This is a genomic window from Candidatus Binataceae bacterium (assembly GCA_035508495.1).
Classification (GTDB): domain Bacteria; phylum Desulfobacterota; class Binatia; order Binatales; family Binataceae; genus JASHPB01.
Window position 1 is genome coordinate 1 of record DATJMX010000052.1, and the last position, 26,395, is coordinate 26,395.

The following is a 26,395-nucleotide window of genomic DNA, read 5'->3' on the forward strand; positions in this document are numbered from 1 at the left end:
GCGCCAGTACAAGGAGCATTTTCGCGAGGTCAAGTATTCGATGCGCCCGCCGAAGATGCATACCGACAAGCGCCCCGCCGCCGAGGACTTGTATATCCACATGCCGAAGCCGACCAAGCACGGCGCCGCGGAACCCGCGGATGATGCGACGACGAGCGGCGGCGGGCGTTAGTCCTCCAATCGGCGCGGCCAGCCTCGAACGCGCACTCCTCACCTGTCTGGTACGGAGCTTGAGCTCAGACAACTCAAGCCGCGGACCAGCCGACCTCTCTCGCGATGTTTAGGTTGCTCGGACGGGCCTCCGTTCTGCCCCAGTCCCGCTGTATCAAGGCCGATGGCGCTGATCGGCGTGATGACCTGGCTGGTGCCGCCCCTCGCAAAGTTGCACGAACTATCCTCCGCTATGTTGTAACCGTCATCAGGCAGGTTGCCATCGCAGTTGTCAGGTGTCCCAGCGGCTGTGTTCCCGGCGAGTATGGTCCCTTTGAGGGTTGTGGAGCCTCCGGCGCCGCTGTCGCCGCCGAAAGCACTCAATTGCTGATGGCTTGATTGTTCGAAAATGTTGAGTTGGTCATTGTCCAGGCAGACCCGTTGTTAAAGAGGCCCCGCCCTGCGGCTTCGCGGGCCGGTGGTAGAGGAATCGGCTTCATTTCCGGAAAAAGTTGCTGTTGACTATGGTCGCGCTGCCATCGCCCCAGATTGCCCCTCTCGCTGCTCGCGACACTCGAGGTCTGCGCGATCGCCTCGTTGTTCGAAAAAGTACTGCTGAGAATCGTGGTCGTTCCGAGAGCGGCGTTGCACCCACCGCGACATTGATCGCCTCGCGCAGGGTGCACTCACTCGAACCATTGTCGTCCGCTACGGTACTGACCTTGATCATGGGCTGCGCCTGCGCGGCGCTCGCCGCCAGTATCGCGATCATACCGGCCACTAGCGCAACGAAGATGCCTCGACGTCCCGCGACTGCTCGATCGGTTCCTCGCTTGATGATGCTCCTTTCCAGGATGCGGTTGCGCGGCACGGGTGCCGCGCGGCTTGTGGTGAACAGCAACCGGAGCGCGATCCCGTCGACTCGACCGCACGTTAACGAAAAGACACTGGCTGAGGCGTGTTACGGCGTGCAAAACTTTTTGACAAGGTTTTATACAAGCGGCAGACCAACTTTCCCAAGATGCTCTGGAAGTTCAACGGTGTTGACATCCGGCATCGAGTTCGAAGCGGCGCAAAGTCGCGCCTTCCCGAATTCGACTCAAGCGCCTGCGACGCCGACGCGATTGAGATATCCGGACAGCGCGCGTGCCTCGTCCGCCGCAATGATTGCGCCGATATAACCGTCGGGCCGCACCAGGACCCATGTTCCGGGCGTGAGGCCGTAGGCCGCGCGAAAGTGACCGCCCTCGTCGATGATGTCTCCTCGAGCGCCAACTCTGTGGATGTGAAGATGCGCGCGCGGAGCGATCGCGGAAGCGGAATCGACTTCGTAGCCGAGCAGCGTCCAGTGTGTGCCTTGAAAGAGATTGAAGAGCCGGAGCGGCTCCCCTGCCGCACCACGCATCGGCGCGTCCGGGGCACGATCGCCCGCGAGCAGGCCGCCCTTGCGCTCGGGCTTCTCTAGCGCCAGCGACGATTCCGGATATCCGAGGTCGAGCTGATGCACTTCGCGGCCGCGGCGCATCACGCCTCGCTTGGCCGCTTCCAGAAGCTTCGTGGCAAGGCCGAGCATCTGCGCCGCGATCGGACGGCGCTCCTGCTCATAAGTGTCGAGCAACGTATCAGGCGCACCAGCCAGCACCGCGGCGAGCTTCCAGCCGAGATTGTAGGAATCCTGCAAGCTCGTATTGAGGCCCTGGCCGCCGGTCGGCGGATGAATATGCGCCGCATCGCCGGCCAGAAACACGCGGCCCTCGCGGTAACGGTCCGCCAGGCGCGCATTCATTTGATAGGCCGAGGCCCACCCCACCGATCGAATCACGATGTCGTTTCGTCCGATCCGGCTTGCAACCATTTCGGTCAGCCCCGAGGCCGTGAGATCGACATCGCCCTCCATCGGAATCGGCGCCTGCAACTGGAACAGCTCGGTACCGGCCAGCGGGCACAGCGACATCTGTTTTTCCATCGAGCCTTCATTGAACCGATGCCAGGCGTCGCGATTGAGTCCTTCGAGGATCACGTCGGCCACCACCGCGCGCACGCCGAGCGTCTTGCCCGGATAATCGATCCCGAGCGCGTGCCGCACGAAACTTCTGCCGCCATCCGCACCGACGAGATAGCGCACGCGCAGAGCCTCTTCAGGTTTTGCCCCGCCGATGCGGACGTTGACCCCTTCGGCATCCTGCGCGAGGTTGGTCAGCTCACGGCCGAATTCCACGCGATGTCCGAGTTCCGCCAGCCGCTCGCGCATCACCGCTTCGGTCAGAAACTGCGGAACGAGTAGCGCAATATGGTACGGCTCGTCGGGCGTGGGCGCCTGGGGCTCCATGATGAGCGATTCTTCATAGCTGCCGTCGGCGCGATACTCGCGCTGCGGCGGATACTCGCCGCCCGCTGCGACCACGCGGTCGAGAATGCCCAGATCCTCGAAAATCTCCTGGCTGCGCGGCTGAATGCCTTTGCCGCGCGAGCCGCGGAACGGCTCCGCGAGCTTATCGATGAGCCGGAAAGACACATCGCGGCGCGCGAGCTCGATGGCGAGAGTGAGGCCCGCGGCCCCTGCCCCGCAGATCAGCACATCGGTCGAAAAGGTTTCGCTCATAGCCGTCTCCTGATATGTGTCTTATACATATATTGTATTATACACATATCAGGATATGCCGCCACACGGAGCCATGCCCCCTAGACCTATAAACAAAGAAATCCGCCAGTTGCACAACACGCTCATCGACCTGGTGAGCATGATAAATCGCCCGCAGCGCGACAGCCTCGTCCTTCACGAAGCGGGCGTCTCAATTGACCGGGCACTTTTCCCGCTGCTGGTGCTGGTGGAACGCAAAGGACCGCTGGGCGTCGGCGACCTGGCCGACATGGTCGGACGCGATTACACCACCATCAGCAGGCAACTCGCGAAACTCGAAAAGCTGAGACTCATCGCGCGCCGTTCCTCCAAGCGCGACAGACGCGTGCGGGAGGCGATAGTCACCGCCAAGGGCCGCGTCATGACCGACGCCCTCGACGCGGCGCGCGAACGGCTGGGTGCGCGGCTCCTCGCCAGTTGGAGCAAGAAAGACCTGAAGCATCTCACGCGGCTCATGCGCCGGTTTGCGGACGATCTTCTAGCGACAACCCCGTCCGGTAAGTGACAATCGCCAAACTGACTATCGATCGGCCCACCGAGTTTTCACATTGGCCTTCTTGCGGGGTTTTGATGTTCGTCGGAATACGCAGGGAGGAATTTTATGACTGAGGCTGCTGTCGCAGAGTTTGTTACCCGCTTTGCTGCCGCGTGGGCTGCGCGGGATGGTGATTTATTCCTGGCGTTGTGGCACGCCGATGGCCTGCTGCATACGCCGCTCGTGGGATCGCCAATCACTGGCAGCGAGCTGCCGCGATTGAACGAAGTGCAGAAGCACGTGGCGCCTGACCTGGTGTGGCAGCTTCTGGATTGGAGCTGGCGCCCCACCCCCGACGGCGCAATCGTCATGATCGAATGGCAAACGACGCGAATCGTCGAGGGCAAGCGCTTCGATTGGCGCGGCGTCGACAAGTTCACGCTGAGGGAGGGCAAGATCGCCGAGGAACGCGTTTACCAGGACACTGCGCCGCTGCGCGCGCGCCGCTCAGGCGAAAAGCTGGAACCGCTGATACGGATCTGACCCTGTGATACTTGCGCGGCTTAGCGATACTCTGTTGCCGATTCCGAACTTTGCGCTATAAGCGCTCAGAAGATTGTCGCGCGATCGTGCGCGGCGTCTCGATGGAACCAAAACACGCACGCGTTTGGATTCCGGCATTTCGCCGCAAGGGAGATTCTGAGCAATGGGCAAGCTCGACGGTAAAGTAGCCGCCATCACCGGCGGAGGACGCGGTATCGGCCGCGGCATCGCAAAGTTGTACGCCGCGCAAGGATGCGCAGTCGTCGTCAACGATCTTGGCGTCAAGGTGGACGGCGAGATCGACAAGACGCAAACGCCAGCCGAAGAAGTGGTCGCGGAAATCAAAAAGGCCGGCGGCAAGGCGGCCTCGAATCACATGGATATCTCGACCGTCGAGGGCGGCGAGGGCCTCGTCAACCAGGCGATCAAGGAATTCGGCCAGCTCGACATCCTGGTCAATGTCGCCGGAATTCTGCGCGACCGCATGCTGTTCAACATGAGCGAGAAAGAGTGGGACGACGTCATTCGCGTCCACCTCAAGGGCCATTACTGCACGATGCGCCCGGCGTCGGCGCATATGCGCGAGCGCAAGACCGGACGCATAATCAATTTCTCGTCGAATTCTGCGCTCGGCAGTCCGGGTCAGCCGAACTATGCGGCCGCCAAGGCGGGAATTCTCGGTCTGACTTATTCGAGCGCGGTTGCGTTCAAGAAGTACAACATCACGGTCAACGCAATCATGCCGGGCGCCGCGACGCGCATGACCGATACGATTCCGGCGGGACGCTTCGGCTCGACCGGGGTACCGCAATCGGAATCGGCCGAAGGCACGCCGCGAGATCCCGCCAACATCGCGCCGATCTGCCTCTTCCTCGCGAGCGACGACGCTGCCGAAGTCACCGGCCAATGCTTCGGCGCCTCTGGTTACCGCATCATGCGCTACACGCACATCGTTCCTGAGAAAATCATCTACAACAACGGTCCGTGGAACGTCGACGAGTTGTTCGAGCGCCTGAAGACAACGCTGCTCGTCGATATGGAGCCGCCGCGGATGTAGTGATTGTTCAAGCGCCCGGGAACAGCGGACCGAAAATAACAACGGGGCGCTCGCGAGATTCGCGAGCGCCCCGTTGGTTGTGGTGCCAGTTATTGCTCGGGGACCAGTTCGACGCGGCGGTTCTGCGCGCGGCCTTCAGCCGTGTCGTTCGGTGCGACGAAATCCGTCTTGCCGTAGCCGTGCGCTACGAGCTGGCTCGACGGGATACCCTGGTTCGCAAGGTAATCGACGACCGACTGTGCGCGTCTGTCGGACAGGCGGAGGTTGTACTCCGTACCGCCGATCGCATCGCAGTAGCCGTTGACGTCAACCGTCACTCCCGGATTCGCCTTTAGCGTCTGCGCAGCCTCGTCGAGGATCGCAGCATCGCCGGGGCGAATGTTCGACTTGTTGAAGTCAAAGTGCACGCCCCGCAGCACGAGCTTCTGCTTCACCGGGGGCGGCGGCGGCGGTGGCGGAGGAGGCGGTGGGGGGGGCGGAGGAGGAGGCGGCGCAGCCGGCTGCTCGATCGGATCACATACGAAGTGCCCGATGATCGCGCCGGAGAGCGCGCCCACGGCTGCGCCGATCACGGCGCCAGTGGCTTGCCGCGAAGGTCCGCCGTCAGTGTTGCTGTTGGCTTCGGCCACGCCGAATCCGATACCGGTTCCGGCCAGCGCGCCGAGCACGCCGCCGCCGAAAGTACACCATCCAACTTCACGAGGTTGCTCAAGCCAGGCGCAACCGGACGCCATCATGGCTATTCCGGCTGACATCGCCACCAGGATAGAAGTTCGCGATCGTCTTTTCATTGTTCCTCCCAAGGCCCTCCCATAAGCGAACAAACGAAATCAGGCGATTAGGGTGTAGCGCGCGGCCTTGCATGGAAGGAACAGAGTCACCGAAATTTAACCCTGTTTCGCTTCTACGAATTGAGTATTAACGGAATGTGACTAATCAGAAGCGCGCGCGATCGTGGGGCGCGCTGAAATCGAGCGCCGGACCCTTGGGCACGATTCGGGTCGGATTTATAGTTCCATGACTCATGTAGTAGTGCCGCTTTATCTGGAAAAGATTGACGGTCTCGGCGACGCCCGGCACTTGGAATAGATCGCGCAGGTAATTGGACAGATTTGGGTAGTCGATTATCCGCCGCAGGTTGCACTTGAAGTGTCCATTGTACACGGCGTCGAAGCGAACCAGTGTCGTAAACAAGCGCCAGTCGGCTTCGGTGAGGCGATTGCCGACTATATATCGCGATCGACTAAGACGATTCTCCAGTCCGTCAAGCGTCTCGAAGAGAATATCGAATGCCTCTTCGTAGGCGTCCTGTGTCGTCGCAAATCCGCATCGATAAACACCGTTGTTCAGGTTCGGATAGACGACGGCGTTAATGCGATCGATCTGTTGACGAAGATCGGCTGGATAGAAATTCACTGATGCGTCGGCAAATTCGTCGAACGCACTATTCAGCATCCTGATGATCTCCGACGATTCATTGTTGACGATCGTCTCGCGATTCTTGTCCCACAGCACCGGCACGGTGACATTGCCGCTATATTTCGGGTTGGCGCGTGTATAAATCTGATACAGGCATTTCGAACTGTATAAGTCGTCGCGCGTCGAGCCCGGCGTGATCGACCCGTCGGGCGCCGCGAAGCACCATCCATTTTCGCCCATGAAGGGATCGACTACCGATACTGAGATAGCCTGTTCGAGATGTTTGAGTTTGCGAAAGATCAGTGTGCGATGCGCCCAAGGGCACGCGAGCGAGACATAAAGATGATAGCGTCCCGGCTCAGCGCGGAATCCGCTTTCGCCGGAGGATCCCGCTGCGCCATCAGGCGTTACCCAGTTGCGGAACGCCGAGTCCCTGCGAACGAAGCGGCCGTGATGCGACTTGGTATCGTACCATTGATCGTGCCAGACGCCTTCGATCAGAAGTCCCATCGCATGATCTCCTCGATGCCAAAAGAATCATGCTCATTGTCTCACAGGTTGAGACTCTGTGCCTCGCACAGCGCGCGAAAACGCCCCTCGCGGCGAGTGCTGAGTTCGTCGAACCGGCCGGACTCAACAATGCTGCCGTTCTCGACCACGTAAATAAAATCCGCCCAGCGGATCGTCGACAGGCGATGCGCGATTATCACGACCGTCAGCTTCTCACCACGCTCGGCGATCGCGGCCAGGATCCGCGCCTCGTTTTCCGCATCGAGACTGTTGGTCGCTTCGTCGAGCACGAGCAAAGCGGGGCTGCGCAGGAACGCGCGCGCGAGCGCGAGCCGTTGACGCTCGCCCTGCGACAGCATCACGCCGCGGTCACCGACAACGGTGTCGAGACGGGCGGGAAGCGCGGCGACAAAATCACTGGCCGCGGCACTCGCGAGCGCGGCGCGAATCTCACCGTCGCTGGCATTCGGTTTCGCCCATTTCAGATTGGCGCGAATCGTGTCGTGAAACAGAAACGTGTCCGAGGCGACGTAGCCGATACACTCGCGCCACGCGCGCGCCCGCGCCGGAGTCAGCTCGACATCGTCGATACGAATCGCGCCGCGGTCCGGTGAGAGCAATCCCATTATCAAGTCGGCGATCGTGCTCTTGCCCGCGCCTGAGGGACCGACGAGCGCCACTTTGCTTCCCGCCGGGAGCGTAAGCCCGACTGCATGCAGCGCCTCGCCGCGCACGCCGTCATAGGCGAAAGACGCGCCGTCGATTGCGATCTCGCGATCGAACCGCAGCGCCATCTCGATACTGTCCACCGGTTCCGCGGCCTCGATACATCGCGCTTCGAGCGCGAGCACCGCCACAAACGAGGGCATGGCGTTGATAACGATCCGATACGAGCGATGAACCGACATCAGGCGCGGCATCACGCGCGCAAAGAGCAGCAGCAGAATCAGAATCGCGGCGGACGGCACCCGGATCACGCGAATCGCGACGAACAGAACGACGGCCAGAATCGCGACCGAGCCCAGCTCGAAGAGCGCCGCGGCGTGGGCCTGCTCGCGCGCGCTCGACACGTTCGATTCGGCGACCTCGCGGCTCAGCGCCGAGAAAATCCTGGCGTTGTCGCGTTCAGCGCCGTAAGCCTTGGCGGTCTTGAGTCCCAGCAGATGGTCGCTGATCGCGGCGTAGAGCGACTTGGTGGTGCTCGAAACTTCCTGCCCGGTTTCTTCGATGGCCTGCGTGCGGCCGCGGAAGGCCACGACCAAGACCAGCGCGCTGCCGAGGACGAGGAGCGTCATTGCGGGCGACAACGAAAATGCGATCGCCACATAAAGCATCGAGATCACAACGTCGGTGCCCAGCTGCATCAGCATGAAAGTCGCAAACGACACGCGCTCGATTTCCGCCGTCAAAGCATGCGTGAAATCCGAAACGCGCGTGCGCGAGACGAACAGCCAGTTCGCATTGCTGATCGATGCGTACAGCCGGCGCCGCATGCTGTCCTCGAAATCCTGCTCGACGCGATACGACGCAACCGACTGCATCCGGCCGAGAAGCGTGCGCAGGCCGGCCAGCACGACGAAGATCCCGAGCAACAGCAGCAAGTCCGCGTGAAGTCCGAATGACGCCAGCGCCGCCCGTACCGCGCTGGCGTAACGGCCCGCTGCGCCCTGCCCCACGAGGTTGAGGCCGGCAACTTCCAGTGTCGGCAAAAGCAGCGCAATGCCGATTCCCTCGGTCAGCGAGAAGCCGACCATCAGCACCAGCGCGCGAATCACGTTCCAGCGCGAGACTTCGATGATCGTGGCGAGATAGCGGCGGAACGTCGAATTCATCGCGAGCCGGCCTCTTCGCCGGTATGGATTCCGAACGCACCGCGAACGAGGCGCGGACCATATTGCGCCGCCATCCGGAAGGGGCGCGTGAGCCAGTAGAGCGGGAACAGCGCATCGGGCAGCGGTAGCGCCTGGTAGTCACCCATCGTCGGCGCCAGCAAACGTCCTACCACATATCGCGCGCGCGCCGCGGGCAACTCGATCGATCGCAGCGGAACGAGCCATGGATCGACCAGCGGATCGACGTCGGGATCGCCGCGAAAGAGATCGCGCGCGACCTTGGCACACAGCGATACGATACGGTCATCGTAAACCGCCCTCGCCAGCAACTCGCCCGGCAACTCGGCACCGAGCATCGCATGCGCGAGGTACAGGCCGGCGAGCAGCATTCGCTGACTGCCGCAGCGCGTCGCGCGATCGAGCGCCGCCTCGAGATCGAGGCCGGGAAGCGCACGCAGCAGCGCGGCAACATCGCAGATCGTGTTCAGCGAATGCCATCCGTGCTTCGCGCCATGGACACACAGGTAGAGCAGATTGTCGATTGGATCGAGCGTGCGGATGGGCGCATCGAACAACTCGACTTCCTGCGCACGCGCCCACGTCGCTTCTTCGTCCGGCACGAACGGAAACGACTTCGGCGTCATCTGCCAGTGGAGGTCGACACCGCCGATGCCCGCGGGCGCGGTAAAGAATTCCTCGAATTCCTGAAAGTAGGGATCGCCGAGCCGATCGCAGCGCTGGACGTTGGATGAATAACCTTGCGCGCGAAGGAGCTCCGCGGCGCGCGGCAAATCGCGCCGGCGAATGAGCAGATCGAGATCGCCGTATTGGCGGCCCTCGATCGACTCGTACGCAGTCGCGGCCAGAATCGGACCTTTGAAAGAGAGCGTCTCGATTCCGATTTCGGCAAACAGCCGCACGATGCGCACCAGTTCCGCCGCCAGATGCCGATTGAACAACACCACGATCTGAAGCCGTGTCCGGAGCGCGGCGGCACCGGCCTGAGGCATCTGCTCCGCGCACGCGCGCTCGAGAAATCGATACACCGTGGGCGTGACGGCGTGGCGCTTGGCGAGACGGCCCAGCAGATCGAAATCAACTTCCGCAACGAGCTCGCGCGCCAGCGCCTCGCGCTCGTCGTCATGGGCCAACGCGGCGCAGCACAAAATCAGACGAGCCTCCGGACTGGCCGGCACCGGGAGCGGAGTTTCGGGCCGAATCACCTGGCAAAAGAGAATAGCGGCGCGCACGCCCTCGCCCAAGAGCGCTCAGGCATCGAGATCGCGCAGGACTGCATCGCGAGCATGCGGCAGAAACTCAAAGCCCTCGGGAATGAACAATCTTCTGATTGGGATAGTCTGTGCCACCCGTTCCATGAAGCGGAAATGCAGCTCGAGCGCGGCTTCGTCCCTGGGATCGAATTGAAACGAGGTCTGAACCAGTTCGAGCAGCGCATCGCGTTGCGAGATTTCCTCGATCCGCGGCACGGTTGAGGATTCCTCGCGCTCGAGGCGATAGATCCTCGCCAGCGGCAGCGGCGCGGGGGGAAAGTCGTCAAAGTTTTCGGCGGCGAATGAGCGCTGCTTCGGAGTGTAGTGCGCGACCGCCGCCCCGCCCGGGTGCCCCAGCGCCGCCGCAGAATCTTCCCACAATCGCAGGCCGGGATAGGCAGGGACGCCCAGGATTCGTCCGTTGTCGATTAGTGACAGGCAGTCATCAGCGACGGCTTTGAACCCGGCCTGGCAGAATGCGCCGGCCAGAGTGGATTTGCCGGTTCCTGCCGGGCCCACGAACGAGATGATTCCGACGCGCGTTGCGATCGCGGTGCCGTGCAGCGCCTGGCGCCCGTGCCTTATCAGCACCAGCGGCATGATCTGATCGAGCACGAGATGGCGCAGCGTACGAATCGCGACTCCCGGTGATCGATGCGTGCAAACGATCGCATCGCCGCGCGCGCTCAGCGCAAAGCTCGCAAGCTCGGCGAAAGTGACGATGAAGCCGCCATCGGCGGCCCGCCAGATGCGCCGCCATGCGCCGCCTTTGGGCAACTCGACTTCGCCGATAAGTTCGCGGCGCGAGAGCGATTCGCGTCGATGGCGCCGGAGCTTTATATCGAACTTTCGACGCCCATCAGGATCGGAGCCTCGCGCCGGGACGAGCTCGGGCATCCGCACATCGGATCTAACAATGAATCCGTAGGCCCGATACAGGAACACGCGATAATTTTAGACTCGGAACGATATCAGTGGGCAAGTTCGGTTTCGACAGGACAGCGCATTTATTGAAGGGCGACTGCCTATCGGCAGCCACCCTCCCTTAGCGAACTCTCTTTGTCCCCCCTCGAACCAACGAAAGGAACACTCGGGGCAGTAAAGATGGAGCTGGAACTCAGCCGTTCATCATGCCCGAAGCGCCGTCGTTCGGAAGCGAGGTACCGGTGCCAGCGGTAAGCTTTGTGACGCTGCCAAACTCAATCAAGCGAGGGGCGTTATAGGCACGTTTTGCCCGCTTTTCCTTCCGCTTGGAGGAAATTTCCTCTTGCTGCTTGCGCATTCTTACTCCTCCTCCAGATAGCTCAACGACCAGACGTGAAGGTTTTACCAGAGTCGCGACGCTTCGTCAAAGAGCAATTTCGGTTTAGTTTGCTCCTCTAAACTAGCTTGAGCGCGATACCGGTCTCGCTAGCGCTATCGCAATCCGGATCGCGAGAACTATGCCCTCTCGGCTTCTTTGTTGCAACTGCAAATCCAATTCGTCATTGGCCGTCAGAACGCAGCATCGGCGGCGGTCACCTTTGCGACAAATTCCGCGGCTTGCGCTTGAGAATCGAACAGTTTTCGATGCCGCTCAAATACGAGGCACTCAATCTCAGCGAGCGATTTTCGACCATCACAGGCTTCGATCACGGTCCGTCGTGCCTCGCCCCAGGGTGTGAGGCGCGGTGCGTTCCGGGGGTTCGTCCTGGCAACGGCGTCCGCCGTCATCAGCATCCCGCGCAGGCTCGATTGCGTCGCCCTCAACTTCTCGACGCCTTTGCGATCGAAAAGCCTCACCTTCCAAGTGACCAAGTGCTGTTGAGGCGTCACGTTGATTGCAATCTGCAGCCGATCTCCTTTAGCCACGCGCCATGGCTCATCGAGCGGCATAAACGCACAGCTCCTATTGATTCGCCGCGATACGACAGGATTGTTGGTCATCGTTACGCTCGGCGAGAGCCGCGCCCTGAACCATCCGCCGAGGCCGTGGATCACGCCGGCGCGGCTAACCCGCGTCATAGCTTGCGCATCGAATGCCGATGGCGCGCCAACGACATCCAGCGTCAGCAGGTCGGCCGTAATCGAAAGCGGCTTCAAATGCTTCGCGGTAATTGGATAGACGGTGTTTGCTGCGATCTTCGACACACTTGAAAAATCGAACCCGCCAGGATGCGTGCTCCAGAATTTCACGATGTCCGAGCCCTCGCGACAACTGACTGGGGCGGCTTGAAGCGTGACGCTGAGCGGAATCGTCCTGCCGCCGGGTTTGAGAAAGCGCCGCGTTGCATCGCGAAACGATTCGAACAGGCCGGCCTCGAAACCGAAGTAACCGACTTGATCGGCGACGATTACATCGACCTTCTCGGGCAAATCGATGCGGGTCGAGAATCCCTGGATTCCCACGAAACGATCGCCAAAGCCATTTGCGCGCGCGGACTCACGCGCCACCTGCAACATCCCGCCCGCATCGACAGCGTAGATGCGGCGCGCCCCGGCCTCGCACGCGAGCAATCCGAGGATGCCTGTGCCGGCGCCGAGGTCCATGACGACGTCGCCGGGACGCACGACGTCGCGAATCGCCTTTCGATAAAGCGATGTGCGCAACTCGTCGGCGAGATAGTGCCGATGTTCGTCGAGAGCCTGTGACACTCTAGTTCGTCCTCGATGCGGAGGAAGTCGGGTCCACAGCTTCAGACCGATGTGGTCGGGCGGCTAGGCCTTGGCTCGATTGCCCGAAGACCTCGTTGAACCACATCTCGACCGCGGTCACCGCCCACAGCGGCACCAGGCGCCTCATATATTCAGGACTGCCAGCGGCATATAGCGAACCCATGCGGACATAGTCGGCGTGGACTTTGGCCGCATCGACCCAGCCGTTGCGCGCGATAGCAAGTGAATCGAACAAGCGCTCGCCGCCCATCTGCCGGAACGTTTGCGGATAGATATAGCCGAAATCACCTTTGTCGCGGCGCGTGCGGATCGATTCGGGCAACACGCCTTTCATCGCGCCGCGCAGCACGAACTTGGTCAGGTCGTCGCGCCGGCGCTGCTCTTCAGGGATGGCGAAGAAAAATTCCACGAGGCGGCGATCGTAAAAAGGATGGCGCGCCTCCACGCCGTGGCGCGCGCCGAACCGATCGACCATCTCGAGCACGGAGAGGCGCTCGCCCGAGGCATACATCTCATAAAGGTCGCCCTGCGCGAAGCCAGTGCCCTCAGGCGCCGGCGCACGACGCGCCAATCGTTCCACGAGATTCGTTCGCCGTGCGAAATCCGCAGTGACCGCCGGCGGCGCTGCGACATTTTTGAAATACGGCTTGAGCGCGCGTCTTAACTTTGGAGGAACTAGGGTCAGCACGCCTCCTTTGTAGAGTGTCAGCAGCGGTTTCTCGCCTTTGGGATCGAGCGCGTAGCGCGCGTTCTCGGCGCGCAAGCGGCGGATCAACTCGGCGACACGGAACCCGCGAATTAGATCCGCATAGATGCGGTTGCTGCCGCTCAGAAAGTCGTCGCCACCCGAACCTGTCAGCCACACGCGCGATTTTTGCAAGGCCTGCGTCGTTGCCGCGATATCGAACATCGCGAGGTTGGGAACGAAAGGCAGATCGCGATAATGGCGGACCGTCGCCAGGCAATCGTCGCGAGTCTGCAGCCTATGATGAATCCGATAGCTGCGGAGACCCGTGGCTGCTTCGACCTCGGCGATGTAACGCTCCTCATCGGCGAGAGGATGATCGAAGGTCATCGAGACCGGGTCGAACCACCCGACGCGCGCATGGCCCGAGTTCATGAGATCGCGCGCGACCATGACTATTGACGAAGAATCGAGTCCGCCGCTCAAGTCCGCGAGCACGCCGCCGCTGCTGCGCAGCCGGCTTCGCACCGCGTCGCGAAAGATCGCACCGAAATGCTCGGCGTACTCGGCGTCGTGGCGGTAACGAATCGTGCTGCGCGGATCCAGATCATGATAGCGGCGCTTGGTCATGCCCTGTGCCGCAACCGACAACATGAAAGCGCCCGGCAAGCGAAAGATTCCGCGATAGAGCGTTTCTTCGGGGTCCTGCGGCCACGCGACGAGCACTTCCGCGATCATCGGCTCGTTGGGCGCGAGCCTCACCCGTGGATGAATCAACAATTGGTGGAGTTCCGAGGCGCAGATAAAAACCCGGCCGTCGCAGAAGTAGTAAAGCGGCAGAACGCCGAGCGGATCGCGCGCACACAACAAGCGCTGGCGCACCCGATCGTACAGCGCGAATGTGAAGTCGCCGAGGATTCGCGCCGCGAACTCCTCGCCCCAACACCGATACGCGCCCAACGCGATCTCAGCATCGGTGTGGAGCTTCGCGCCATCGATGGCAGCGATCAGTTCCTCGCGATTATCGATGCGTCCTGCGAATACGAGCGCGAGATTTCCGGCGGCGTCGACGAGCGGCTGCGGTTCGCCGATCGATTCGGGCGTCGCGTGCATCATCAAGTGACCGAGCGCGATCGGACCTTCGTTCCAGATGCCGGAGCCGTCGGGACCGCGATACGGTGCGGCGGCCAGCATTGCCTCGACGAGCGCGCGGTCGGCCGGGGCTCCGTCGAGGTTGAAAATCGCGGCGATACCGCTCATGAGGTCGGCGTGCGCGAGGCCTCAGCGACGGGCGCGCGGTTTGCGCGCCAGCGAAGGCGGAATGTCGGCGACAGTTTGCAGGAGACCGCGCTCGACGAGGTTTTTCACGAGCGTATCCAGATCGTTGCGAAGCTCTTCGGGATCGGCATCGAAATCCTCGGCGAGGCTCTCAAGTGCTGACTCGGTCGATCCGCACTCGACCAGCGTTCGCCACATCGCGCCTCCCGAGCCTTCGAGGCCAAAGTATTGATTGCGGGCCGTATCGAAGATGACAACCTGTTCATCGAGCTCTCGCCATACGACGTCGTCGCCGATCTGAACCTTCATCGAAGTTTCTCGCCGGACGATCGCCAATCAGCGCGGACTCGCGCCGCGCGTGCCGAGTGGCGCGTAGGTTTCGAGCTCAAAATCGCCGATCACGACGCGGCCCTCGCTCTCGAGCCAGGCGTGCGCTTTGAATCCCTGCGCTGCGGGATTTGCGACGCCGATCCGAAGCTCGGCCGGATAACCGCGGCGCAGCAGCATGATCTCAGCAACGAGGGCCTGCACGAGACAATTGTGTCCGCCGGGGAACGCGTTGCCCGCGGCGCGCACGAAGTACGCGATTCGCTCGCGCGACGGCCGCGACTCAAAATCCGGCAATTCACCCTTCTTCGCTATCTGAGAGGCAAGCTCGCGAACCCTGGCAAACGGCAATGTCCAGCTCGCCAGGCGTATCGCGGCGACGAGCGCGTAGGCTTCGTGAAAGAGCTGGCGCTCGGCGGGCTCAAGCGCGAGGTATTTACGCGCTCGCGTCATCGACGACCTGTATCAAGCCGCGCGTGCTGAGCTCGCCGAGCAGGCGAATCAAGTCCGCGCCGCATTTGTCGGCGTCCACCTCGTAAAGGTCGAGCAGCTCGTCGCGAATCTCGCTGACGCGCCGCGGCTCGGCAAGCATCTGCCACACCGCCGATCCCACTTCGTCGAGGCCGTAATAGAAGCCTTCCTTCAAATTCAGGATCGCAGCCTCGCCCTCGAGCTCACACGAGATCTGGTTCCTGGAGGCCACGACGACGGTGGAAATATCGATGTTCAAGTGTTGATGCACTGAGCGGTCAAGTTATGCCTCAAAGTATTTCGACCCGACTCAGCTATCCTGAGAAATCTATAGCGCAAGGCCTCGACGGGCAAGCGCGAGCATCGTCAGACGTTTCGGATCGCTCGCTCCGGCGGTAACGTTAATCATGTCCTACATCGCCAGACTCCCTACATCGCCAGAGTCTCGACCAACGGGCGGTTGGTTCTACCCTGGCTCTGCGGATCGCGCACCGTCTCCAGCCGGGAACGGTGTTCACGATTGAAGAAAGCGACGGTGGATTCCTTTTGAAGCCGCCTCGTACTCGCATTGCAGGCAAAACCAAGACTTGGGAATCGCTCTTCGGTTGCGTTGGTTATAAAAGGCCGCGCCTCAGCATCCGCGAAATGGAAGTTGCCGTCGGGGCCGAAGCGCGCAGGCACAAATAATTACTCTCGAGTCCGATTTCCTGACGCGAATGATCGCGAGACGAACTGCTTTATTTCCCTATCCCGAACCTGACGCCGATCTGCTGCCAAGGCTATTCACTTCACGAGCGGGCGGACTTCTTTGTCGAAGCGGTCGAGGAAGTCGTCGAGCTTGCCTTCCGGGGTTAGCGGGCTGATTAGCAGCTCGTCGATTCCGAGCGGAGCGTAGCGCGCGAGATATTGCGCGAGCTCCGCAGGCGGCGCGAGAACTCCTTCGACGTACCCCCCTGTGTCGGTCCACTTCTCCGCGAAACCGACATAGACGCGATGACTCATTGTGAAGTTGTTGAGCACGCGGCCATAGCGCGAGGCGATCTCATGAACCCATCGCACGCACTCCGCCACCTGCTCGGGCCGCATCCGGGTGCCATGCCATCCGTCGCCGAGCTCGACGGCGCGGCGAACAGCGCGCTTGCTGATTCCGCCGATCCACAGCGGAATTCTGCCCGCCGCGGGACGTGGGCCGAACTTCATGCCGTGGAGCTTGAAAAACTCGCCGTCGAAGTTGGGCGTGTCGTTCGCGAACATCGCACGCATCAGGCGGATCGCTTCATCAGTGTATGCGCCCCGCTTTTCATATGGCGCGCCGAGCGCCCGGAACTCCGATTCGAGCCATCCGCTGGCGACGCCCACGGCGAGCCGGCCGCCGCACAGGCGATCGAGCGTGGCGAGCTCCTTGGCGAGATGAATCGCATTGCGATACGGCACGACGATCACGCTGGTCGCGAGGCGAATCTTGCTCGTGAGCGCCGCGACGTACGCGAGCGTCATGAGAGGTTCCATGATTTCGATCGCAGGAAGCCGCCCGCCCTCCGCCGGGACGAGGATATGATCGCTTACCCAGATCGATGCGTAGCCGGTATCCTCGGCGCGGCGTGCGATACGCGCGATGTCAGCGGGCGCGCCGCCGAGTTGCGGGAGATGGAGTCCGAGCTTCATCGCGAGCCTCCTCCGGAATCAGCGCGAGCTGCGCCAGCCATGCAGTCGCTTCGCTGTCGCTCGGCGCACGCCAATCACCACGCGGCGAGAGCGATCCGCCCGAACCGACCTTGGGCGCATTGGGAATACAACTGCGCTTGAACTGGCTCAGCCGGAAGAAGCGGCGGAGAAAAGTTTCCAGATGCTTTCGAATCTGGCCAAGATCGTATTGGTTGCGGCGCTGCGCCGGAATATTCGGCCATCCGCCGCGCTCGCTATTATGCCATGCGTGGTAGGCGAGAAAGGCGACCTTCGGCGGCGAATATCCGAAGCGCACCGTGTAGTAGAGAAAAAAATCGTGCAGCTCGTATGGCCCGATCGAAGCCTCGGTGTCCTGGGCGGGAGTAGTGCCGTCACTCGGCACGAGCTCGGGGCTGATCGGCGTATCTAAAATCTCGAGCAGCACGTTGCTCGCGTCGTGGCCGAGCTCGTCTTTCTCCGCGACCCATCGGATGACGTGCTGTATCAGTGTCTTCGGCACGCTCGCATTGACGCTGTAGTGCGACATGTGGTCGCCGACGCCATAGGTGCACCATCCAAGTGCGAGCTCGCTCAAATCGCCGGTGCCGACGACCAATCCGTTTTCGAGGTTCGCGACGCGGAACAGATGGCTCGTGCGCTCGCCCGCCTGCACATTCTCGAACGCGACATCGTAAACGAGCTTGCCTTCGGAATACGGATGACCGATGTCGCTGAGCATCTGCAGACAGCTCGGCCGGATATCGATCTCGCGCGCGTCGCATTCGATCGCGCGCATCAGTCGGCGCGCCTGCTCGAGGGTGCGCTCGCTGGTCGCAAAACCCGGCATCGTGATCGCGATCAGGTTGGTGCGCGGCGAGCCGATTCGATCCAGAGCCTTGGCGCATACCAGCAGCGCATGCGTCGAATCGATTCCGCCCGAGATTCCAATCACTACGCGGCTGAGCCCCGAAGCGCGCAGCCGCGTCGCCAGACCCTGCACCTGGATGTCGAAGACTTCCGAGCAGCGCTCATCGCGCGTCGCTGGATCAGACGGCACGTAGGGGAAGCGTTCGTAGTTGCGCTCCGGCATCAGCCGAGCTGCGCGTGGAAGCTCAGTTGCGAACTCGATACGCCTGAACCTCGCGAGACGCTCGCGCTCGCGCTGCGCCGTCTCACCGAACGTGTTCTGGCGCATCCGCTCCTGCGCGAGCCGCTCGATGTCGATCTCGGCCAGAACGAGCTGAGGATCGTCGGCAAAGCGTTTCGACTCGGCGAGCATGTTGCCGTTCTCGCAGATTAGCGCGTGGCCATCCCACGCAAGATCGGTCGTCGATTCGCCCGCGCCCGCCGCCGAATAAAGATACGCCGCGAGGCATCGCGCCGACTGGCTCGATACGAGAAGGCGCCGGTAGTCGGCCTTGCCGATCGTGATATTGGAGGCCGACAGATTGAGCAGCACCGTCGCGCCCGCGAGCGCCGCATACGCAGACGGCGAGACCGGCACCCACAGGTCCTCGCAAATCTCGGCGTGGATCTTCAGCCACGGCTGCTCGCCATGCTCGAAGATGAGATCGGTGCCGAAAGGCACGCCGCGCTGCCCATTGAGATCGATTTCCGTGCGGCTCGCCGCGTCAGCCGACGTGAATTGGCGTTGCTCGTAAAACTCCCGGTAGTTGGGAAGATTGGTCTTCGGAACGACACCGAGGATTCGTCCGCGACAGATAAAGATGGCGCAGTTGAAGAGCTGATTCTCGACCACGAGCGGCATCCCGACCACGGTCAGGATCTCAAGCGATGCCGTCTCGGCGGCGATACGACCGAGCCCCTCCTTGCACGCATCGAGCAGCGGGCGCTGATGAAACAAATCGTCACACGAGTACGCGCTTAACCCGAGCTCGGGAAAGAGCACGAGCGTCGCGCGCGCAGCGGCCGCGCGCCGAACTAGTTCGATCGTATGACCCGCGTTGTACGAGGGATCGGCGACCTTGACCGGCGGAATTCCGACCGCGACGCGGACAAAGTCGTGAACAAACAGATTGAAGAAGTTGCGCTCGTGCAACGAACCCTTGGAGGCGCGACTCTCTGATCGCCTCAGCTCGGTAACTCGATGTGTTCGTCGCGAAATCGCCACCGTCGCCCCTGACGCATTCAAACATGCCCTAAGCCGGGATGCAGTGGAAGCCCGACGCCAAATCAATGCGCATTAACGAAACGTTCATAAGGTCTTCGTCGTATTTTCGCCAGAGAAGCAACGTCGAAGGCTCGTTCATTGGCGTTGAACGGAATTGTTCAGCACTTTTTCACGCCTGATTTTGTGAAAGGGCTGTCGAGAGGAGGAACTCAAATGACTGCAACGATCATCCAGCCTAAGCCAAGCGCGGTATTCACCCTCCGCGCGAATCTTACGGAATCGTTCAGCACTTTGAGGATAGCTTCGATGGACACCCAGGAAAAGGCCATCGCCATTCGTGGTCTTGGAGCGATTAAGCAAGAAACGATCGGACTCCAGCTGGCACGCGAAGCGATGCTCGACGAACTGCCGGGCCTCGCCATTGCCGTCGTGACGCTGGTGTACCTTCTAAGTCTCCTGAGCGGGCTCCTCTAACATGCCCGCAACCCCCAGGCCGGCGGGGAGCCCTGTAAGAGCCGCGGGGCTCCCCGTCAAATTCGAAGTATTCGCAGTAAGGTTGAATGGATTCGATCCAGACACAGATCGAGAGCGGAGCTGCGCTCGGCGCCCGTCTAGTGACGGCGGCCTGCGCCAAGATGGTTGCCCAGGACAACCTCCGCACTGCAATCGGAATCGCGGCAATCGCCGTGACGGGTCTGGTGACCGCGTTCATCTGCCGGCGGCCGCTCGATGGCGCCTCGTTTGGGGCGCTCAGCGCGACGGCCACTGCGATTCACGCGTCGTGGAGTCATCTCTATGCGCCCGCCCTGCCCTGTCCCGCTGGCCGGCTGTCAAGCCGCGCAATCGGGATATGGAGGCGGTATATTGTCGATTGCTACTTCCCCGGGATATGCCAGCGGTTTGCCAAGGTGCACGGGGTGAAGGGGAGCCGCCCAGGTGAGCTGGGGCTCACTTGAGAGCAGCACCCGTACATCCTTTAGACGCTGCATATCCCGGGGAACTTCTTTGAATCTCGCGATTGCGAATTAAGCTGACTTCACCGGACAGCTGGAGGCGGTCCGGATTTCCAGCACGACCGGTTGCGTAGCACGACCGGTCGTGCTTTTTTATGGGCATGGCCGCTGCCGTATCCACTCGTGAAAAGATCCTGCGCCAGGGACTCGCGCTGATGAGCCAGGCGGGTCTCGGCGGCATCACTTTCGGCGCCTTGGCCGACCAGGTCGGGATGTCCAAGAGCGGGCTCTTCGCCCATTTCCGCTCCAAGGAAGAGGTGCAGGTCGAGTTGCTCTCGCACATGGCCGAGTTCGCGATGCGTCGTGTCGTCGAACCGTCGATGAAGGCGCAAGAAGGATTGCCGCGTCTCCAGGCCCTCGTTGACAACTGGTTCGGATGGGCCCAGCGCGCGGGCCTCCCCGGCGGATGCCCGGTGGCGGCGGGCCTATTTGAATTCGACGACGTCGAAGGCGCGGTGCGCGACAAGATCCTCGAGATGGAAAATCAGTGGCGGGCGATGCTCACCGCGCTGGTACGCCGCGCAGTGCAGCTCAGCCATCTGCGCGCCAATCTCGATGTTGAACAATTCGTATGGGAGCTCTGCGGCATCTACCTCGCGCATCACGCAGCGCATCGCTTTCTGCGCTCCGCCGATGCCGATCGGCGAGCGCAAGTCGCATTTCAGGCCTTGCTCGAGCGCGCCGCTAAGAACCCGAAACCAAAGAGGAGTTCACGACCATGAATGACAGCGCACCCAAGCTCGAAATCGCGATGCTCACCTACCCTGGCCTCACGCTGCTCGATCTCATCGGCCCGCAAACGGTCTTTTCATGGTTCGCCAATATCCACCTCGTGTGGAAGACGAAGGACCTGGTTTTCTCCGACACCAATATCGGTATCCAGCCAACCGATAGTTTCGCGACCTGCCCGCGCGACCTCGATGTGCTGTTCGTGCCGGGCGGATTCGGCCAGCCGAATATCATGGGCGATCGCGAAGTGCTCGAGTTCCTCGCCGACCGCGCCTTGCGGGCGAAGTACGTCACTTCTGTGTGCAGTGGATCGCTGCTGCTCGGCGCCGCCGGTCTGCTCAAGGGCTACAAGGCGACGTCACATTGGGCCGCGCGCGCCGGTCTGAGCGCATATGGCGCCGAGCCCGTCGATGCGCGCGTGGTTGTCGATCGCAATCGAGTGAGCGGCGGAGGCGTAACGGCGGGAATCGACTTCGGCCTCGTGCTCCTCGCCAAACTGCGCGGCGACGACGCCGCCAAGCTCACGCAACTCGCGATGGAGTACGATCCCGCGCCGCCGTTCAACGCCGGCAATCCCAAAAGCGCGGGGCCCGAAATCGTCTTGCAGGCGATGAGCGCGATGAGCGCGGCGATGGAGCACCAATCCGGCCGGACGCTCTAAGCAGTCGCGAGGCTCAGCGGACCAAGCGACGGCATTTCCGCCTCGGTCTCGTGCGTTCGCGGCATCTCGAGGATCGACTCGACGATTTCCGGAATCTCGAACACGGCGCGATTGTTCATCGCCGCGACGCGCTCGCGGAAATGCCTCAGGCGTTCGGGATCAATCATCTCGGCTACGCCTTCGGCTACGTCACTGAACGAGCGCAGCACGATTCCGACTTCGTTGTCCGCGACCCAGTCGGTGTTGAACCGTTCCTGCACCATCGTCCACGTGTTGCGCTCGACGATCACCGGCAGTCCCATCACGAGCGCCTCGCTGATACTTCCGGGCCCGGGCTTGCCAATGAAGAAATCCGCGACCGCCATGTAGCGTGCAACGTCGCGCGTGAAACCTTCGATCCGGCACGGAAACGGCAGCCGCATCTGCACTAGCCGCGACGCGAGTTCCGCGTTGTGACCGCACATGAAGATCATCTGGGCATGCTCGCCCGACGCCGCAATGCGCCGCGCGATCGTGAGCATCTGACGCGAGCCGTAGCCACCGAACATCACGATGCCGGTCGGCAGCTCAGGATCGAGGCCCAGCCGTTTGCGCTCGCGAGCGCGATCCATCACGGGGCGCTCGTAGAACTCCGGGCGCACGATCATGCCCGAGGTGCGGAAAACGCGAGGCGCCGGATGTCCCATGCGAATCGCCTGCGCCGCAGCGGCTTCGGTCCCGCAGATCAGGAATTGTTCCTGCTGCTCGATCCAGAAATGCGGCGGATAGTCGGCGAGGTCGGTGAGGATCGTCGCCATCGGCGTGCGCGGCCGCGAGGTCGCGCGATCCGCGGCGCGCAAGCCCTCGAACAACGCGCGATTGAAGTTAGGGATTAGCGACAGCACCATGTCGGGCCGCCGCTCCTGCCAGTAGCGCGCGAGCGACGCGACCTGCCGCTCGTGAGTCAGGCGAATAATCGCCTGCGCCGTGCGCAGCATCGCACCGGTGCCGAACGTGACGCCGTATTTCAGCAGCCCGTTGTAAAAATTCTCGACGCGAATCCCGGTCCAGTTGTGAATCGGATCGACGGGCTCGAGGATGTCGCGCAAGTTGACGAGCCGCGTCTGCCACGGCCGCGTCTGCCGCTCGATTACATCTCGCAGCGCGGTGGCTGACGCGCGATGACCGCCGCCGGCGTCGATAAAGATCAAATCAAGTCGCGCCATCCCAGCTTGCCGAGCCAGCGGCGTGCTCATAACGCCGCCTCCGCATCACGCTCGATCATCGTCTCGGAGCTGCGATCCCATTGCACCAGCCGCAGTTTGCCGTCGAGCGCTTCGATGAGCGCGGTGCAGCTATGCACCCAGTCGCCGTCGTTGACGTAGAGAATCGAGCCGATCTGCCGCTTCTCCGCGCGATGGATATGCCCGCAGATCACGCCGTCGGCGCCGCGCTGACTCGCGCCCTCCGAAACCGCGCTCTCGCGAAAGTCGGTCATGTACTCGACGGCGCGCCGCAGCCGCGAAGTGACCTTGGAGAGCAGCGTCGGGCCATTGTCAGGGCGCGCGACGCCCCTGGCATGCGTCCATTGATTCAGGAACAGGAGCGGCCGATACGCCTGATAACCCATGCGCGAGAACCATCGGTTTGGGTTCAGCGTGCCGTCGAACTGATGCCCATGAATCACGAGCATCCTGCGGCCTTCGCCCGTCTCGTGCATCAACTCGTAACGGACGCTCACCGACCCGAACAGCGTCTGCACGAGATCGATATTGGACTCGTCGTGATTACCGGGCAGGAAGGTCACGCGCACGCCGCTGCGATGCCGTCGCGCGATTTCCTCGACCACCTTGGTCTGGGCCTGCGTCCAATGCCAGGCGGGGCCGACGTTCCAGCAGTCGACGATATCGCCGACGAGGTACAGCGTCGGCGCTTCGTGCGTCCGCAGAAAACTGAGCAACGCCTCCGCCTTGCAGATCGGCGTACCGAGGTGAATATCCGAGATCCAAATCGCGCGGCACTGATAACTACTCTTCATAGCGTCCCACCACCTTTCCACCCTCCGCTCCCAAGTGAATTCGGTTGCGACACACCACCCCTTTGGCGGTCGTGCCGCGCGGTTCAACTGCTATGAATTAGAACAATGAATTTCGACGGACGTGTGACGTAAACCTGAAGTTATCAACACGGAATCACTGCCAGAGGATGAATCGATAACTTGCGAGTTACTATTTAGTAATGGCTACGACACATTACTCAGTTGGATTCGCATCGAAGGGCGCGAAATTGTGCGCCGCGATTCGATTGATCACGGCAAAGACCAGCGCCGTAGTCACTCCAAACATGAGCATGCCATCGGCCGCTTCCAGCGGGCCCAGCAGCCGCCACGCCGGCGACATCACGATATCGCCGTAGCCCAGCGTCGTGTAGTTAACCGCCGAATGATAGAAGGCGGGGCCGAGATTCGGAAATTCGCCGAGCCCGAAGATCAGCACGCTCCACATAAGAATCTCAGCGAGGTGCCCCACGAGCAGTACGGAAGTAGCGCTCCAGACGATCATGATGTCGTGGCGATACCGCCGCAGATGCGCCGGCCGCCGCATCTCGCGCACCATCAGGTAAAGCACGCTGCGCCCCGCGATACTGTGGATCACGATCGACGCCATGATCGCGAGCAATCCAACGATTAGCGGAGTTAGTATCGCCATTTTTTCGAAAGTGGCATTCACGGTTTCATCCTCACTTCTGTGCAATCCGATGGATCCAGCCACCCTCGATGAAGTGGCACCCTTGATCGCACAACTACCGTTTATAGAATCGCGCGCGAGGATTTAATCATCATGAGCGAGCAGAAACTTCCACCCGAACAGGTGATGGCGTCATTGTTCAAGGGCCTCAGCCGGCCCGAGCAGATGGCTCTCCTCGGCAAGCTCGAGATCGCGGGCGGCGCGGTTTATCGCGCGCTCGCGGAGCACGAGAGCAACAAGCTCGCGCGCGAGAAACTGCTCAAAGCGGCAGAAGACGAAGAGCGCAACGGCAACCTGCTCCGTCTCATGACGACCCCGAAAGATAAGTGCGAGAAATGCGGTGCCGCGATGACCGCGGCATCCGAGGGCTACGCCTGCTCATTCCAGTGCACGTTCTGCGACCCCTGCGCCGAGGGCTACAAGCACGTATGTCCGAACTGCTCAGGACGGCTATCGGCCCGCGCGATGTCCGCCAGTTAACAGAAGCGCACGACAGCGGCCGAAATCCTGCGTGAGCGTTTTACAAGCTGTTCGCGCGTGTCATAGGTTCCCGGGCAGTATGCGGATTCGAGTACTGCTCATCTCAGCTGCGATTGCACTCTTGCCCGGTGTCGCGCAGGCGCAAACGAGTTGCGGGACGCCGGGACCCGGCAATGACCACTGGCCGGTCGCGACCGCCGAGAGCGTCGGCCTTTCCAGCGCAACCCTGTGCGCGATGGTGCCGTGGCTGAGCAACTGGAAAGAGGCCAATGTTCACTCCGTCGTGGTGGTTCGCCACGGCAAACTGGTCTTCGAGCATTATTTCTCCGGCCGCGATGAGCATTTCGGTGTCGATGCCGGCGAGGTCGCCTTCGGTCCCGAAACCCGGCATGACGCACGCTCCGTGACCAAGAGCATCACCAGCCTGCTGGTCGGGATTGCGATCGATCACGGCTGGATCAAAAGCGTCGATGAAAGTGTGGTCTCATTTTTTCCCCAATATGCCGACCTGAGAACTCCCGAGCGCAGCCGCATTACGCTGCGCGATCTCCTGACGATGTCATCGGGGCAGGAGTGGCACGAATTCGATACTCCCTACACCAGCAGCAAAAACAGCGAAAACCAGATGGATCGGGCTTCGGATCCCGATCGCTATGCGCTCGAACAGCCGGTGGTCGCTCCGCCCGGTCGCGTGTGGAACTACGATTCCGGATCATCCGAATTGCTCGGTGCCGTACTGCGTAAGGCTACTGGCAAGCCGCTCGACCAGTTGGCTCGTTCGATGCTCTTCGAGCCGCTCGGGATCACCGACGTCGAGTGGTACAAGAACTCGAAGGGTTATCCGCTAGCCGCGGGTGGGTTGCGCTTGCGGCCACGCGATTTCGCAAAAATCGGCCAACTCGTCCTGCGCCGCGGCGCGTGGAACGGCAAGCAAATCGTTTCCCCGACCTGGATCGATGCGTCCACGACGCCTCAAATCAACGGCTTTATGGTTTTCTTCTACGGCTATCAATTCTGGCTCGGCCGCTCTCTGGTCGGAAAGCATCCGGTCGATTGGTCCGCGGCCTGGGGACTCGGCGGGCAGCGGATTTTCATCGTGCCCGACCTTGACCTGGTCGCGGTCGTAAATGCCGGCCTCTACAAGAGTGAGCTGCAGGGTCCCGTGCCGCTCGCGATTCTCAACCAATACGTCTTGAGAGCGACGCAGCCGGTCGCCGCCACGACTGACAAATGAACTGGCGGCTCACGCTTGCGCTGTCGCTGATGCTCACGAACGGCGCGTACGCGGGCGACATCCACGATGCGTGCGTGCCGCACGCCGTATGCGCCGGAAATCCCAACCTCGCAGGGCCGTGCTTCGAACTGAAGGGCATCCTGCGGCTCTGGAACGGCAACCCGACCTATCGCATCTCGCGCACCCGCACGAAGAGAATCGTCGGCGTGCTATGCGACGAAGACCCGATCCTCCCGGCAAACCTGAAGCAGTGGCTGAACGATCCCACCAATGCCCAATGGGATCGCGATTTCCGCGGCACCTACCAAGTCTGCCCGTTCACACGATCCAAGCCCGGCGTGATGCAATTCGTCTGCGTCGAAAAGGTAAGCAATCTCACAATTTACGATCGCGCGAAGAAGCGCGTACTCCATGAAAACGAACGGCCTGCCCCAAAATGAGC

The 26,395-nt window shown here is 61.6% G+C and carries 27 protein-coding genes; 10 read left to right on the top strand and 17 right to left on the bottom strand.

What is annotated here, in order from left to right:
* Nucleotides 1-1,249 precede the first annotated feature (1,249 nt).
* On the bottom strand, nucleotides 1,250-2,752 hold the full coding sequence (locus VMA09_16605) for an FAD-dependent oxidoreductase (protein HUA35231.1): 1,503 nt from the start codon (nucleotides 2,750-2,752) through the stop codon (nucleotides 1,250-1,252).
* Between the two features lie 73 nt (nucleotides 2,753-2,825).
* On the opposite strand from VMA09_16605, the gene VMA09_16610 reads away from it, so the two are divergent.
* The 3 genes from VMA09_16610 to VMA09_16620 all read left to right on the top strand — a co-directional run bounded on the left by VMA09_16610 (nucleotide 2,826) and on the right by VMA09_16620 (nucleotide 4,866).
* Entirely contained in the window at nucleotides 2,826-3,296 is a 471-nt protein-coding gene (locus tag VMA09_16610) for a MarR family transcriptional regulator (protein HUA35232.1), read from the top strand.
* A 96-nt stretch (nucleotides 3,297-3,392) separates the two neighbouring features.
* Entirely contained in the window at nucleotides 3,393-3,809 is a 417-nt protein-coding gene (locus tag VMA09_16615; protein HUA35233.1) for a nuclear transport factor 2 family protein, read from the top strand.
* A gap of 163 nt (nucleotides 3,810-3,972) precedes the next feature.
* A complete protein-coding gene (locus tag VMA09_16620) occupies nucleotides 3,973-4,866 on the top strand; it encodes an SDR family NAD(P)-dependent oxidoreductase (GenBank protein ID HUA35234.1) in 894 nt (297 codons plus the stop codon).
* 89 nt (nucleotides 4,867-4,955) lie between these two features.
* Here the strand turns inward: VMA09_16620 and VMA09_16625 are convergent, their stop codons facing one another.
* From VMA09_16625 to VMA09_16685, 13 genes are all read right to left on the bottom strand, one after another.
* Nucleotides 4,956-5,600, bottom strand: coding sequence for an OmpA family protein (locus VMA09_16625; protein HUA35235.1), 645 nt, complete (start codon nucleotides 5,598-5,600; stop codon nucleotides 4,956-4,958).
* Nucleotides 5,601-5,802: 202 nt separating this feature from the next.
* Nucleotides 5,803-6,795 carry a glutathione S-transferase family protein gene (locus VMA09_16630; protein HUA35236.1) on the bottom strand — a complete coding sequence of 331 codons (993 nt, stop codon included), beginning with the start codon at nucleotides 6,793-6,795 and terminating at the stop codon, nucleotides 5,803-5,805.
* Nucleotides 6,796-6,836: 41 nt separating this feature from the next.
* Entirely contained in the window at nucleotides 6,837-8,627 is a 1,791-nt protein-coding gene (locus tag VMA09_16635) for an ABC transporter ATP-binding protein (GenBank protein ID HUA35237.1), read from the bottom strand.
* Complete coding sequence (locus tag VMA09_16640) at nucleotides 8,624-9,877, bottom strand: nucleotidyltransferase family protein (GenBank protein ID HUA35238.1); 1,254 nt, start codon at nucleotides 9,875-9,877, stop codon at nucleotides 8,624-8,626. The genes VMA09_16635 and VMA09_16640 overlap by 4 nt, the downstream gene beginning before the upstream one ends.
* Nucleotides 9,878-9,895: 18 nt before the next feature.
* Nucleotides 9,896-10,795 (bottom strand): hypothetical protein, encoded by a 900-nt coding sequence (locus VMA09_16645; GenBank protein HUA35239.1) that lies wholly within the window; start codon nucleotides 10,793-10,795, stop codon nucleotides 9,896-9,898.
* 220 nt (nucleotides 10,796-11,015) lie between these two features.
* Nucleotides 11,016-11,180 carry a lasso RiPP family leader peptide-containing protein gene (locus tag VMA09_16650; GenBank protein ID HUA35240.1) on the bottom strand — a complete coding sequence of 55 codons (165 nt, stop codon included), beginning with the start codon at nucleotides 11,178-11,180 and terminating at the stop codon, nucleotides 11,016-11,018.
* A 212-nt stretch (nucleotides 11,181-11,392) separates the two neighbouring features.
* Nucleotides 11,393-12,532 (bottom strand): 50S ribosomal protein L11 methyltransferase, encoded by a 1,140-nt coding sequence (locus tag VMA09_16655; protein HUA35241.1) that lies wholly within the window; start codon nucleotides 12,530-12,532, stop codon nucleotides 11,393-11,395.
* A 1-nt stretch (nucleotide 12,533) separates the two neighbouring features.
* Nucleotides 12,534-14,498 (bottom strand): asparagine synthase-related protein, encoded by a 1,965-nt coding sequence (locus VMA09_16660; GenBank protein ID HUA35242.1) that lies wholly within the window; start codon nucleotides 14,496-14,498, stop codon nucleotides 12,534-12,536.
* Nucleotides 14,499-14,519: 21 nt separating this feature from the next.
* Nucleotides 14,520-14,825: a PqqD family protein gene (locus VMA09_16665; protein HUA35243.1), complete on the bottom strand. Its 306-nt coding sequence runs from the start codon at nucleotides 14,823-14,825 to the stop codon at nucleotides 14,520-14,522.
* Between the two features lie 27 nt (nucleotides 14,826-14,852).
* Entirely contained in the window at nucleotides 14,853-15,296 is a 444-nt protein-coding gene (locus VMA09_16670) for a lasso peptide biosynthesis B2 protein (GenBank protein ID HUA35244.1), read from the bottom strand.
* A complete protein-coding gene (locus VMA09_16675) occupies nucleotides 15,280-15,585 on the bottom strand; it encodes a PqqD family protein (protein ID HUA35245.1) in 306 nt (101 codons plus the stop codon). Before VMA09_16675 ends, VMA09_16670 begins: the two co-directional genes overlap by 17 nt.
* Nucleotides 15,586-16,097: 512 nt before the next feature.
* Complete coding sequence (locus tag VMA09_16680) at nucleotides 16,098-16,979, bottom strand: TIGR03619 family F420-dependent LLM class oxidoreductase (protein ID HUA35246.1); 882 nt, start codon at nucleotides 16,977-16,979, stop codon at nucleotides 16,098-16,100.
* Nucleotides 16,933-19,038, bottom strand: coding sequence for an NAD(+) synthase (locus tag VMA09_16685; GenBank protein HUA35247.1), 2,106 nt, complete (start codon nucleotides 19,036-19,038; stop codon nucleotides 16,933-16,935). The genes VMA09_16680 and VMA09_16685 overlap by 47 nt, the downstream gene beginning before the upstream one ends.
* A 285-nt stretch (nucleotides 19,039-19,323) precedes the next feature.
* On the opposite strand from VMA09_16685, the gene VMA09_16690 reads away from it, so the two are divergent.
* The 4 genes from VMA09_16690 (at nucleotide 19,324) to VMA09_16705 (ending at nucleotide 21,513) form a co-directional block, all read left to right on the top strand.
* Entirely contained in the window at nucleotides 19,324-19,584 is a 261-nt protein-coding gene (locus VMA09_16690) for a hypothetical protein (GenBank protein ID HUA35248.1), read from the top strand.
* Between the two features lie 86 nt (nucleotides 19,585-19,670).
* Complete coding sequence (locus tag VMA09_16695) at nucleotides 19,671-20,066, top strand: hypothetical protein (GenBank protein ID HUA35249.1); 396 nt, start codon at nucleotides 19,671-19,673, stop codon at nucleotides 20,064-20,066.
* Between the two features lie 158 nt (nucleotides 20,067-20,224).
* The gene (locus tag VMA09_16700; GenBank protein HUA35250.1) at nucleotides 20,225-20,845 is read left to right on the top strand and encodes a TetR/AcrR family transcriptional regulator; all 621 of its coding nucleotides are present in this window, start codon (nucleotides 20,225-20,227) and stop codon (nucleotides 20,843-20,845) included.
* Nucleotides 20,842-21,513, top strand: a complete 672-nt coding sequence (locus VMA09_16705) for a DJ-1/PfpI family protein (GenBank protein HUA35251.1) — start codon at nucleotides 20,842-20,844, stop codon at nucleotides 21,511-21,513. Before VMA09_16700 ends, VMA09_16705 begins: the two co-directional genes overlap by 4 nt.
* Here VMA09_16705 and VMA09_16710 read toward each other — a convergent pair.
* The 3 genes from VMA09_16710 to VMA09_16720 all read right to left on the bottom strand — a co-directional run bounded on the left by VMA09_16710 (nucleotide 21,510) and on the right by VMA09_16720 (nucleotide 24,221).
* Entirely contained in the window at nucleotides 21,510-22,748 is a 1,239-nt protein-coding gene (locus tag VMA09_16710) for a glycosyltransferase (GenBank protein HUA35252.1), read from the bottom strand. The two genes, VMA09_16705 and VMA09_16710, sit on opposite strands and share 4 nt — an antisense overlap.
* Complete coding sequence (locus VMA09_16715; GenBank protein HUA35253.1) at nucleotides 22,745-23,530, bottom strand: UDP-2,3-diacylglucosamine diphosphatase; 786 nt, start codon at nucleotides 23,528-23,530, stop codon at nucleotides 22,745-22,747. The genes VMA09_16710 and VMA09_16715 overlap by 4 nt, the downstream gene beginning before the upstream one ends.
* A gap of 214 nt (nucleotides 23,531-23,744) precedes the next feature.
* Complete coding sequence (locus VMA09_16720) at nucleotides 23,745-24,221, bottom strand: ion channel (GenBank protein HUA35254.1); 477 nt, start codon at nucleotides 24,219-24,221, stop codon at nucleotides 23,745-23,747.
* Between the two features lie 111 nt (nucleotides 24,222-24,332).
* On the opposite strand from VMA09_16720, the gene VMA09_16725 reads away from it, so the two are divergent.
* From VMA09_16725 to VMA09_16735, 3 genes are all read left to right on the top strand, one after another.
* Nucleotides 24,333-24,719: a DUF1272 domain-containing protein gene (locus tag VMA09_16725; GenBank protein HUA35255.1), complete on the top strand. Its 387-nt coding sequence runs from the start codon at nucleotides 24,333-24,335 to the stop codon at nucleotides 24,717-24,719.
* Between the two features lie 79 nt (nucleotides 24,720-24,798).
* Entirely contained in the window at nucleotides 24,799-25,953 is a 1,155-nt protein-coding gene (locus VMA09_16730; GenBank protein ID HUA35256.1) for a serine hydrolase, read from the top strand.
* On the top strand, nucleotides 25,950-26,393 hold the full coding sequence (locus VMA09_16735; GenBank protein ID HUA35257.1) for a hypothetical protein: 444 nt from the start codon (nucleotides 25,950-25,952) through the stop codon (nucleotides 26,391-26,393). Before VMA09_16730 ends, VMA09_16735 begins: the two co-directional genes overlap by 4 nt.
* Nucleotides 26,394-26,395: the final 2 nt, after the last annotated feature.

Bases quoted from the DNA above. Each gene is read 5' to 3' on its own strand.
- VMA09_16605 (HUA35231.1), bottom strand. From the start codon at position 2,752: ATGAGCGAAACCTTTTCGACCGATGTGCTGATCTGCGGGGCAGGGGCC.
- VMA09_16610 (HUA35232.1), top strand. From the start codon at position 2,826: ATGCCCCCTAGACCTATAAACAAAGAAATCCGCCAGTTGCACAACACG.
- VMA09_16615 (HUA35233.1), top strand. From the start codon at position 3,393: ATGACTGAGGCTGCTGTCGCAGAGTTTGTTACCCGCTTTGCTGCCGCG.
- VMA09_16620 (HUA35234.1), top strand. From the start codon at position 3,973: ATGGGCAAGCTCGACGGTAAAGTAGCCGCCATCACCGGCGGAGGACGC.
- VMA09_16625 (HUA35235.1), bottom strand. From the start codon at position 5,600: ATGGCGTCCGGTTGCGCCTGGCTTGAGCAACCTCGTGAAGTTGGATGG.
- VMA09_16630 (HUA35236.1), bottom strand. From the start codon at position 6,795: ATGGGACTTCTGATCGAAGGCGTCTGGCACGATCAATGGTACGATACC.
- VMA09_16635 (HUA35237.1), bottom strand. From the start codon at position 8,627: ATGAATTCGACGTTCCGCCGCTATCTCGCCACGATCATCGAAGTCTCG.
- VMA09_16645 (HUA35239.1), bottom strand. From the start codon at position 10,795: ATGCCCGAGCTCGTCCCGGCGCGAGGCTCCGATCCTGATGGGCGTCGA.
- VMA09_16650 (HUA35240.1), bottom strand. From the start codon at position 11,180: ATGCGCAAGCAGCAAGAGGAAATTTCCTCCAAGCGGAAGGAAAAGCGG.
- VMA09_16660 (HUA35242.1), bottom strand. From the start codon at position 14,498: ATGAGCGGTATCGCCGCGATTTTCAACCTCGACGGAGCCCCGGCCGAC.
- VMA09_16665 (HUA35243.1), bottom strand. From the start codon at position 14,825: ATGAAGGTTCAGATCGGCGACGACGTCGTATGGCGAGAGCTCGATGAA.
- VMA09_16670 (HUA35244.1), bottom strand. From the start codon at position 15,296: ATGACGCGAGCGCGTAAATACCTCGCGCTTGAGCCCGCCGAGCGCCAG.
- VMA09_16680 (HUA35246.1), bottom strand. From the start codon at position 16,979: ATGAAGCTCGGACTCCATCTCCCGCAACTCGGCGGCGCGCCCGCTGAC.
- VMA09_16690 (HUA35248.1), top strand. From the start codon at position 19,324: ATGACTGCAACGATCATCCAGCCTAAGCCAAGCGCGGTATTCACCCTC.
- VMA09_16695 (HUA35249.1), top strand. From the start codon at position 19,671: ATGGATTCGATCCAGACACAGATCGAGAGCGGAGCTGCGCTCGGCGCC.
- VMA09_16700 (HUA35250.1), top strand. From the start codon at position 20,225: ATGGCCGCTGCCGTATCCACTCGTGAAAAGATCCTGCGCCAGGGACTC.
- VMA09_16705 (HUA35251.1), top strand. From the start codon at position 20,842: ATGAATGACAGCGCACCCAAGCTCGAAATCGCGATGCTCACCTACCCT.
- VMA09_16710 (HUA35252.1), bottom strand. From the start codon at position 22,748: ATGAGCACGCCGCTGGCTCGGCAAGCTGGGATGGCGCGACTTGATTTG.
- VMA09_16715 (HUA35253.1), bottom strand. From the start codon at position 23,530: ATGAAGAGTAGTTATCAGTGCCGCGCGATTTGGATCTCGGATATTCAC.
- VMA09_16725 (HUA35255.1), top strand. From the start codon at position 24,333: ATGAGCGAGCAGAAACTTCCACCCGAACAGGTGATGGCGTCATTGTTC.
- VMA09_16730 (HUA35256.1), top strand. From the start codon at position 24,799: ATGCGGATTCGAGTACTGCTCATCTCAGCTGCGATTGCACTCTTGCCC.
- VMA09_16735 (HUA35257.1), top strand. From the start codon at position 25,950: ATGAACTGGCGGCTCACGCTTGCGCTGTCGCTGATGCTCACGAACGGC.